The following is a 9,322-nucleotide window of genomic DNA, read 5'->3' as shown; positions in this document are numbered from 1 at the left end:
TATTGGGAATCCGAAGCTCTCCATTTCAATGGAGATGTAGTTCACCTGAATTAAAAAATTCAATTACTGAATATGAAAATAGTGCGGGTGAAGAAACTAAATTAGAGGAGTATTTACAACAGGTATCATTGTATACTAACGAAGATATTCAGGAAAATAGGGATAAGGTAAAAATGATGACAATTCATACAGCAAAAGGATTGGAATTTCCATATGTCTTTATTTGTGGATTTAATGAAGGAATATTTCCAAGTAGGAAAACAAATACAAAAGAAAAGATGGAAGAAGAACGTAGATTGGCATATGTAGGATTTACTAGAGCAGAAAATGCATTATTTCTAAGCGATGCGGAAGGTATTAATCGTGACGGAAGTTATAAATATCCATCAAGATTCATTTTCAATATAGATAAAAAGTATCTAAATTATGTGGTAGAATTAGAAGAAAATTTTATTGATAATGCAAATGATTTTATAACTAACTCTGAAAATATTCTCAATAGAAACAATAATATTCAGTTCAATGTGGGTGATAGGATAATTCATAAATCTTTTGGTGCTGGCAAGATTATTAAGATAGATAATATTAATTCATCTTATGTTATTAAATTTGATAATTCAGAAACATATAGTAATATTTCATTTTCTATGAAATTAGAAAATGAAAATAGTGATAATTTTAAAGATAATTCTATTGATGGACAAAAGAATTTAGAAAATAAAATAATTTTGGAGATAAAAAATGAAAGTAATAATCAAATAAAAAATTGGATAGAAAGTGCTAAAAAATATATTTGATTTTATTGAACTTGTCCCAAAAATGTGTTTTAATAAAAGAAAGTAGAATATATTTTGTTATAAAATTCATTGGATATATTTCCCAAATGTTTTATAATTATATTATGGTCAAATATAATATAAGGAGATGTATTTAATGGATAAAAAAAATATGCTATCTAATAATAGCAACAAAAAAAATAAATCCAAAGAAAATAAACAAAAAATACTACTTAATGAAGGAAATAATATTAAGAGTAATAAGACAATTAATAGTGATATGCTCAATAATGAGCGACAAAAAAACAAGGGGGATAAGCATATGGAAAATGTAATTGACAGAGAAAAAAATATAAATGATGAATATAATCAAATGCTAAAATTAAAAAAAGTGGGAAAGAGTTTAAAAGATTTATTAAATATTGATCAGGAAGATATAAATAAAGCAATAAAGGAAATGCGTAGTGAATGGAAGTAATAGTTGATACCAATATATTAATAGATGCAATATTTGATCAATTAAATTGTGAGGATTGCTGGGAAATATTACATTTGATTCGTAAAAAGGATATAACTCCTATTATGTCTAAGGGATTATTGAAGGAATATATTTTTATACCTTCTAAAGTTGTAATAAATGCTTTGATAAAAACATTAAACCAAAAAGGATTTATTGATTCAGTAGTCGAGGAACTTATGGCAACTCTATATGATTGTTATAGTGATGTATGTGAAATGATTATAAATAATTCAAAGATTGTTAATGTTAGTTCAAGAGGTAAATTCTGTATTGAAGATCCAGAAGATAATAAAATTATAAATTTGGCGATAGATTCGGATTGTCCTATCATAATTACAAAAAATGATAGGCATTTTGAGTGTGTGTATCATAAACAAATAAAGACTTGTACTGGAAAACAAATAGAGATATATAATCCGAATAATTTTATAAATATGATGCGAAGATAAAGAAAATTCGTATATTAGGTTAAAATTAATATAGACTTAGAGAGAAAAATCTCAGGTCTTTTTATATTGCAAAAAACAACCCGAATTTTAACCATGGAAAAAGCCAAATTATTATCAAATTTTCTAAAACTCTTTCTGTAATAAAATAAAAATGTGTTGTAGTATCCTGTTTTCATTTGATACGGTCAGAGCAGGATAGTATAATAAAATCATAGGGTGACGGAAAATAATAGCATCAAGTGGTGACTATTTTGGAGGTAAGATATGAAAAGTAAAAAATTAATGTCAATAGTGGTAGCAGCAGCCGTATGTGTGTCATTTCTGGGAACGGCTAAATTTGCGGGAAATAATGTTGCAAAGGCGAATACACAGACTACACAAACGGTACAAGCTTCAAACAGCAGTAATGTAATAAGGCTTGGAGGAACGGATAGGTATGACACTTCCGTAAAGATATCCCAATATGGGTGGAGACAGGCTGATACGGTATTTATAGCTGGTGCAGAACACGATGCTGACTTTGCAGATGCTATAGCAGGGACACCACTTGCACATAGCTATGATGCACCAATACTTTTAACCAGAGCAGCCGCACTGCCAGACAACATAAGTGAGGAAATAACAAGGCTTTCACCTAAAAATGTATATATACTTGGTGGTACGGGTGTTGTTTCATCAAATATAGAGAATGGTTTAAAAGCTAAAGGTTACACTGTTACCAGAATAGCAGGAAAGGACAGGTATGAAACTGCAATTGAGATAGCAAAACAATTGTGGGCCAAATATTCCACGACAAAAGAAAAACTCGGTTCAGATGCGGGTGTTATAGTAACAACGGGCCAGCAGTTTCAATATGCAATGAGTTTGGCGGCCACTGCAGGTAAAACTGCAATTTTATTTAGCGATGGAGATACATTAAATTCTTCTGTTTCAAAACTTTTATCCCAGGATAAAAATTTGCAGAGCATACAAGTTATAGGTGGAAGCAAGATTCTAGGCGTAAAAGGAAGTTTATATAATGGAAACCCTTCATTGTTTTATATAGATGATGCAAATACAATACCGGAATTGGAGAAAAAAGAAGGGTACATGGATCTGTATACCGGCGTGGCCGTGGCGAGCGACACTATTTTCCCTGACGCACTCTCGGGCAGTGCCCTGGCCGCTAAACTCGGGTATAAATTAATCCTGTCCGATGGGACGGACTTAACGTATAACTTTGACCTCCAATCTCAAAACTGGTTGTCGGGCGGGCTGATTTTCGGCGGTACTGGAGTAATCTCTGATGGTTTGCCTGGAAAAATATCTGCAATATTTAACAAGGACATTCCATCTAACCCTAATGGTCTGAAAGATTCAGATGTGATACCTTTCACTGACGAGGGATTTAAAAAAGATGCTGAGAAAGCACTAGGTAAAACTAATATAACTCTGGCTGACGCTAAAAAAGCTACATCTTTAACTTTATATCAAAGTGGTAGCGATGGAGGATATCAAATAAATGATTTATCCGATATTAAATATTTCAGTGGTATATATGATTTGGATCTGGAAGGCGGAAAGCTTCCACGAAATGTCAGCACAATAAATTCTCTTTATAAACTTGAAGGTTTTTATTTAGAGAAGTGTACTTTTAATCAATCGGATATTTCTACAATATCCTCAAATATAAGAATTGTAGCAGATGGTAAACACATAAATTAGAAATTGTAGAAATTGGTAAACAGGGAACTGTTAAAAACTTTGGTTCCCTATTTTTTTGTGGTTCTGTTAAAATTATATAGGTTGATCAAAAAAATTCTGGACATAATAAAAGATCCCTGAAATCGACAAGGAATCTTATATACATTTGGATTATTGGATGGGCGGTGTATCCATCATCTCAGGTACTCTTTCGAGTGCGTCGGGAACCATTTCCGACCTCAATAATCCTATAATTATCATATTCATTTATTGTAATTATGATACACCTATCATTTATTTTTGTCAATAATAAATTTCTTTATTCTTCCACTATGCAACCTTCGTTGAATTTTTGGTTCCTGAATGTTATACATCGTGGAAACATACAAATAATTTTCATCAGTATCTAATTTTATTCCAATTAGGATATTTTTATCAAGTATTTTAATCAACTCTATAGTATCTCCCTTTTCATTTGGATTTATTCCTACATAATCGGGATTTTTTATAATATCTGGTATATCATCTATGTGTTTTAAGCAGTGAAAGTGTTTTTCTTTTATTAAATGAGATGGAAGTCCTTTTGAGCGATATATTTTTTGCAATGGTAAATTTGTGCCAGTCATATCATTTAATTCCTGATAGAAATTTCCAACTTGAATTAGTTTATCATTTGTATTTCTCACTTTTCCATCTCCCTTATAAATTATAAAACTTTTTAAATAGGTAGTAAATGTTTATTTCTTACATAAGTTTTGTATGTCCCCCAATTATTTTTTAAAAAATAAATTATAATCCAAATTTTCACCATGAAAATAAACAAGAAATAGATAAATTTTGTACTAGTAAATTTGAGTTACAGTGAAATTATAAATGAAGAAAGGAGGCATGCAAATGCTAAAATTGAAAGTAAAAAATGTAAGGAAAAAACTCCTGGCATTTTTCGTATGTGTAGGTATTGCAAGTATAGCAGTTGTCAATGTAGTAAATACTAGAACGGCTGCCTACGGTCGTAATGGAAATTGGGATATATATAAAAGTGACGCATTTTTGAATTCAAACAATTTAAAAAAAAGTCAGGATCGTACCGTTAAAAATAACCCAGAAAACCAAGCCGATAGTGCTCCAAAACATACTGTAAAAACATACATGGATTTGTACGATCAAACATACAATTCCTACACTGTAGTCAATTCTCTTTCAGATGGTAAGCCTATAGGAGATAGTGCAATTCCGGAAGTTCCTTCAGATCCCCAAATTCCTAACAAAGAGTTATATCTAGACAACACAATGTTTACAGATTCTAATGGACAAAAGAAGGTATCAGCCTGGTACAACAGCACATACGGACCGTTTATCGATTCAGAGGTAGGCAATTCCAGCGAGGCATCACAGGAGGAAGATTCGGTTGATTTTACTAATTTGCTGTTTCCTGAAGGAAACGATAGAGCATATGTTATATCCACGGAATCTGTATATCATCTCAGAGACGCTAAAGCTATTGCCACTTTATATGGCTCTAAATATCCAATTCTGTTATCTAGTTCGCAAGATTCTAGTTTAGCTGGAAAATTGTCTAATATGAAAGCAAAACATGCAATCTTCCTCGGGGGGACAGGCACCAATCAGGGGCCTGCAGCATTTGATAATTTGACAGGTATAGGTACTACCGGCACCGATATGGTGAGAATAGGTGGTACAAACTATGCCCAAACTGCCAGGTTTGTAGCACAATTGCCAAGTAATGTCTATGACTTCCCAGAGCAACCTGAGAATAATCTAAGCAAATATTATTCTTTAAGTGCTGATAATTCTGTGAGTGCGAGTGTTGTAAGTTCTATATCCCAGAAGCTGCAGAGTAATGATTTCACCGGTGCTGTAAAATTAGCCTTATCCAATAAAATAGGCAATTCTAATCCACGGGCAGAGACAAATGTACAGTCTGGTATGCCAGCTTTAGTTATAGGCGGTTTTGACAAAGATAATCCACCAACTGGAGATGAGAAAGATAAGCAAAAAGAGAAATATTTAAAGATTTATCTTTGCGATCCATCGACAGGTCAGATAGTTTTTCAATATTTCACAGCAGGTTTTAAATTTGTGCCATCGACAACAGGAAATGGCTTAGTAAACCTCACCGTAAGGGTAAGTCCAAAGGATGCGGGCACAGTCACTCTTGATGGAAAGGCAAGTCAAGATGGTAGTGTAACGGAAAATAAGCAACTTGTAAATGGGAAAGCTAACTTTAAGGTTACACAGACTCCTAGTACACAAGCACCACAGCAAAGCCACTGGGAATTTGACCACTGGGGTGTCCTAGATGGGGATAATGTGACGCCAGATAATAGTGGAAATGTAGCAATAAGCAAAAGTACAACATTAGTTGCCTATTACAAGCTTATTTCCGACGCAAAGGATAAAATCTATGGTGATGAAAGCTCTGTACTTACAGTTAAAGCTACCGTTGATGCTGCATGGTATAGAAAGAATGAACCCCACAAGGCATCGGATACGGGTGCAACAATAGCCAAGGAAGGTCAACGTGTTACCTTCACTGTAAATACATCTTCAGATGATTTTAGATATCCTATAACCGACAGCCGGGGATGGCAGGATGATCATACGCCAAGCACTGTTATTTACAATAGAGACGGATTCTATGGTATTTTATATGGCCGGGGAGAGGAATCTCACGATTTTGGGCACTGGGTGCATCACAGAGATGATGATTACTGGGTGTCCCACTGGAAGTACCGCCAGGATTACAAGGGTACCATATACAGAAAACCAGTACAATATTTTTCAGCACAGAGGCTGCAATTTATATTCCCGGATGAAATCAGCCATACAACAGGAAAAGGACTTAACAGCGCCTTAAAGGACAATACGAATTTAGTCCCTATTACACCTTATATGGAATGGTATATTCAGTCAACTCCAACATTTTCGTCAAGGTATACTGATGGGCAGATATGGAAATATAATACTGAAAAAGTGGATTTTGATGTACCTCTTACCACTCCGGTAACTATAAAGGACAACGGTGTTAGGATAAGAGATCCATATATAATTAAAATCCATGCTATTGAGACAAATGGCTATATTACAGCAGATACTACGGTTAAGCTTGATATAAGGGGAAACATATATCAGGGTATATATACGACACCTATAGGATAGAGATATAAGCAAAAAGGAATTGTTTATTTTAAGCAATTCCTTTTTTATGTAAAATTTTATCTGTATAATTTTTAAATTCTATGGTATAATATTGGTAATAAAAAAGTGGATTATAAGTTCAGCCTGTTTGGTTAAGTTACGTAATTCACAATTTATGAATGATAAACTTTTTCGTCAATATGTTATTATCGGGTGCATAATGTATCCGATTTTTAATTTAAACAGAAAATAAGAGAGGTTATAGTATGTTTAAAGTTGATATTATAGGCAGAGTAGATAAAATGAGAATAACTAAAAATGATATATTATTACCATTATATGAGGCTATAGTGAATTCATTTCAGTCAATTGAAGAACTAAATGAGATCAATGATGATAAACAGATCGCTATTAATATTTTAAGAGATATGAGACAAGAACCACTTGAAAATAAGGATAAAGAAGAGAATTATCCAATAATTGGTTTCATAATTAGAGACAATGGAATAGGATTCAATGATAAAAATTATGATTCTTTTTTAACTTCAGATTCTACTTATAAAAAGCAAAAAGGTGGAAAAGGAATAGGAAGATTTACTTGGTTAAAGACTTTTACCGATATAAGTGTAAGAAGTGTATATGTTGATAAAAATAATAAAAGGAAAATTAGATCTTTTTCTTTTGTTTTAGATAGTGATCCTATTAAAAATTTGAAAGATGAATATACGCAAGATGAGTTATTTACAGAAGTTAGGCTAGAAAATATGAAAGATGAGTATAGCAGTAAGCTTCCCAAGACTAAGGATAAAATAGGCATGAAAATAATAGAGCATTGTCTAGCATATTTTATTCAAAAAAATTCACCTAGGGTAATTATTCAGGATAACTTTGGAATGATTGATTTAAAAAAGAAGTTTAAAGAAAGTTTATCTATAAATATGGAAGAAGAAAATTTTGAAGTTAAAAACAATAAGTTTCATATATATCATATCAAGTTATTTGAATCTGATGATAATAAAAATAGAGTTCATTATTGTGCTAATTCTAGGGAAGTTAAAACTGAGCCTCTAAATGAATTAATACCAGATCTAAATGGAAAGATAAATGACGGTGATAGAGATTTTGTATATTCTGCATATGTATCTGGAAAATTATTTGACAATATAGTTAACGATGAAAGAACTAATTTTAATTATAGTTTACTGGAAGCAAATTTATTAAATAAATATGAAATAACAAAGAAGGATATAGAAACTGAAGTTGTAAGTACTATATCGAATCATTTGAAACAGTATTTAGATCCTATAAAAAAAGAAAAAAGAGAATATATAGAGGCTTATATAAAAAGAGAAAGACCGGAATATAGACCTTTATTAAAACATAAGCAAAAAGAAATATCTAATATTAAGCGTAATATAAAAAAAGAAGATTTGGATTTGGAATTATTTAAAATTCAACAAAAGTTTAAATATGAAGTTAAAAAGCAAGGAGAGGAATTTTTAAGTAAAAATAAAGTCAAAAATATAAAAAATATAGATGAATATAAAAGAAAATATGAAGAATATGTAGAAAAGGAAAATGAGTTAGGTAAATCTACATTAGCAGAGTATATAATACATCGAAAAATAGTAATAGATTTATTAGAAAAATCCTTGAATATAAACGCCGATCGTAAGTATGTATTGGAATCTTATATTCATAATTTGATTTTTCCTATGAAAACTATATCGGATGATATTGATTATGAAAATCATAATTTATGGTTGATAGATGAGCGTTTAGCATATCATTATTATTTGGCTTCTGATATAAAGATGAAAGATATTGAGAATATTAGTGTAAATACAGATGATCGTGCAGATATTTTAGTAATTGATAATGCAGTTGCTTTAAGTGATGAAGATAGTAAACCGTATAATGCTTTGACAATTATAGAATTTAAAAGGCCTATGAGAGATGATTATACAGATGAAGAAAATCCAATAAATCAAGTTTTAAAATATACAAGAAATATAAGAAAAGGAAATGCCAAAGATAAAAATGGTAGGAATATAATCATCGCTGAAAATTCACCTTTTTATTTATATATTATTGCGGATATAACCCCTAACCTTGTAGAACAAGCAGAAAATGCTACATTAACAAAAACGCCAGATGGAATGGGGTTCTTTGGATATAATGATTCGAAAAATTTAAATGCATATATAGAAATAATTTCATATGAAAAATTATTAGAAGATGCAAAAAAAAGAAATCGAATATTATTTGATAAACTTTTTAAATAATTGAGAAAAATAGTTGTATATACTATGTTCCATCTATAAGGTATATAAGGTAATTTTTTAATACTGTTAACGTGCAAGAGAAAAAACAGGGGATTACTTAAAAACAAGTAGTTCCTTATTTTTATGCCTTAAAATACCACATATTAAGTATATAGAGAATTAGCAAATACCCTGTAAAGGTAACGATTAGTATTGGCCGTGTGGCCGACAAAAAATGAAAGGTGGAATTTTTTATGTTAAATGCATTGTTGTCAAAATTAAAGAAAGAACAGAATGGTTTGTATATGTTAAATTTATCATCCCAGATAAAAGAGAAAAATAGGAAAATAGAGTTACAAAATGAGCTTTTGAAATTCCAAAATACTAAGATTTCAGAATTAAATTCAGATATTTTAACAAAAAGGACGTAATTCTCCTATCTTCTATAAGTGGGAGATGAATAGTCCTTGT

8 protein-coding genes are annotated in these 9,322 nt (G+C 31.2%); 7 read left to right on the top strand and 1 reads right to left on the bottom strand.

What is annotated here, in order from left to right; translation table 11 throughout:
* From ACFHWD_RS19990 to ACFHWD_RS19975, 4 genes are all read left to right on the top strand, one after another.
* A partial coding sequence (locus ACFHWD_RS19990) for a 3'-5' exonuclease (protein WP_378062895.1) occupies positions 1-797 on the top strand: 797 nt, incomplete at its 5' end.
* A 136-nt stretch (positions 798-933) separates the two neighbouring features.
* A complete protein-coding gene (locus tag ACFHWD_RS19985; protein WP_150358688.1) occupies positions 934-1,254 on the top strand; it encodes a hypothetical protein in 321 nt (106 codons plus the stop codon).
* Positions 1,245-1,745: a putative toxin-antitoxin system toxin component, PIN family gene (locus tag ACFHWD_RS19980; protein WP_150358687.1), complete on the top strand. Its 501-nt coding sequence runs from the start codon at positions 1,245-1,247 to the stop codon at positions 1,743-1,745. The genes ACFHWD_RS19985 and ACFHWD_RS19980 overlap by 10 nt, the downstream gene beginning before the upstream one ends.
* Before the next feature lie 264 nt (positions 1,746-2,009).
* On the top strand, positions 2,010-3,449 hold the full coding sequence (locus ACFHWD_RS19975) for a cell wall-binding repeat-containing protein (protein WP_179977733.1): 1,440 nt from the start codon (positions 2,010-2,012) through the stop codon (positions 3,447-3,449).
* 269 nt (positions 3,450-3,718) lie between these two features.
* Here ACFHWD_RS19975 and ACFHWD_RS19970 read toward each other — a convergent pair whose 3' ends face one another.
* Entirely contained in the window at positions 3,719-4,114 is a 396-nt protein-coding gene (locus tag ACFHWD_RS19970) for a hypothetical protein (RefSeq protein WP_179977732.1), read from the bottom strand.
* A gap of 208 nt (positions 4,115-4,322) precedes the next feature.
* Between ACFHWD_RS19970 and ACFHWD_RS19965 the strand changes: the two genes are divergently transcribed.
* From ACFHWD_RS19965 to ACFHWD_RS19955, 3 genes are all read left to right on the top strand, one after another.
* Complete coding sequence (locus tag ACFHWD_RS19965; RefSeq protein WP_179977731.1) at positions 4,323-6,608, top strand: hypothetical protein; 2,286 nt, start codon at positions 4,323-4,325, stop codon at positions 6,606-6,608.
* Between the two features lie 245 nt (positions 6,609-6,853).
* Entirely contained in the window at positions 6,854-8,872 is a 2,019-nt protein-coding gene (locus tag ACFHWD_RS19960) for an ATP-binding protein (protein WP_150358684.1), read from the top strand.
* Positions 8,873-9,105: 233 nt separating this feature from the next.
* Positions 9,106-9,282, top strand: coding sequence for a hypothetical protein (locus ACFHWD_RS19955; protein WP_179977730.1), 177 nt, complete (start codon positions 9,106-9,108; stop codon positions 9,280-9,282).
* The last annotated feature ends 40 nt before the right edge of the window (positions 9,283-9,322 follow it).

Source organism: Clostridium sp. MT-14 (genome assembly GCF_042436595.1).
Lineage (GTDB): Bacteria > Bacillota > Clostridia > Clostridiales > Clostridiaceae > Clostridium_B > Clostridium_B aromativorans.
This window is presented reverse-complemented; position numbering and strand designations above follow the sequence as displayed.

Coding starts and splice junctions, on each gene's coding strand:
- ACFHWD_RS19965 (WP_179977731.1), top strand. CDS start 4,323: ATGCTAAAATTGAAAGTAAAAAATGTAAGGAAAAAACTCCTGGCATTT.
- ACFHWD_RS19975 (WP_179977733.1), top strand. CDS start 2,010: ATGAAAAGTAAAAAATTAATGTCAATAGTGGTAGCAGCAGCCGTATGT.
- ACFHWD_RS19960 (WP_150358684.1), top strand. CDS start 6,854: ATGTTTAAAGTTGATATTATAGGCAGAGTAGATAAAATGAGAATAACT.
- ACFHWD_RS19980 (WP_150358687.1), top strand. CDS start 1,245: ATGGAAGTAATAGTTGATACCAATATATTAATAGATGCAATATTTGAT.
- ACFHWD_RS19955 (WP_179977730.1), top strand. CDS start 9,106: ATGTTAAATGCATTGTTGTCAAAATTAAAGAAAGAACAGAATGGTTTG.
- ACFHWD_RS19985 (WP_150358688.1), top strand. CDS start 934: ATGGATAAAAAAAATATGCTATCTAATAATAGCAACAAAAAAAATAAA.